The sequence below is a fragment of the Paraburkholderia sp. BCC1885 genome, assembly GCF_900996235.1.
Lineage (GTDB): Bacteria > Pseudomonadota > Gammaproteobacteria > Burkholderiales > Burkholderiaceae > Paraburkholderia.
Genome location: NZ_CAAJGM010000051.1, coordinates 1 through 602, shown reverse-complemented (window position 1 = coordinate 602; position 602 = coordinate 1). Strand labels below are relative to the sequence as shown.

The following is a 602-nucleotide window of genomic DNA, read 5'->3' as shown; positions in this document are numbered from 1 at the left end:
TCTTCGGGCCCTGGAAGAGCCCGCAGTCGACCAGCAGGCGCTGCCCGCCATGCTCGACCAGGTACTTCGAGCCGGTCACCGTTTCGGTTGCACCAAGAAAGCTCAGTTTCATCGCGCGCCTCGTCCAAAGTCACGATATCCATCAGCGCGCATCGGTCCAGCCGCCACCGAGCGCGACATAGAACGCCTGCGCGTCCCCGGCCAGCGCGCGCAGGCTGTCGGCCACCTGGGAGAAGGCCTTCAGCACGACCTGGCGGTAGTTCGCGTCGGCCAGCGCGAGCGCATCCTGCGCGGCGCGCCGCTGGTTCCAGAGCGTGCCGCCGCGAAACAGCGGGGCGCTCAAGCCGGCGCCGATGCCCCAGGCACGGCCGGCCGGCGAGAACAGCCTGCTGGCCGAGGCGCCGTCGAACGAGCCCGATGCCGACAGCGTGAGCTCGGGATACAGCGCCGCCGTCGCGGTCCCGACCTGGGCGCTGGCGATATGCAGTTCGGCCTCGGCCTGTTGGATGTCGGGCCGTCGGCGTGCCAGGGAGGAGGGCACCGTGGCCGGGAGTTCGGCGGGCAGGGTGATGGCTTCCAGCCTCAGTTCCGGCGCGCGCCAC

Annotated in this window: 1 protein-coding gene; it reads right to left on the bottom strand. The window is 70.8% G+C overall.

Annotation, left to right across the window (positions count from 1 at the left end):
- Positions 1-142: 142 nt before the first annotated feature.
- A partial coding sequence (locus FQ755_RS04255; protein WP_260858291.1) for a TolC family protein occupies positions 143-602 on the bottom strand: 460 nt, incomplete at its 5' end.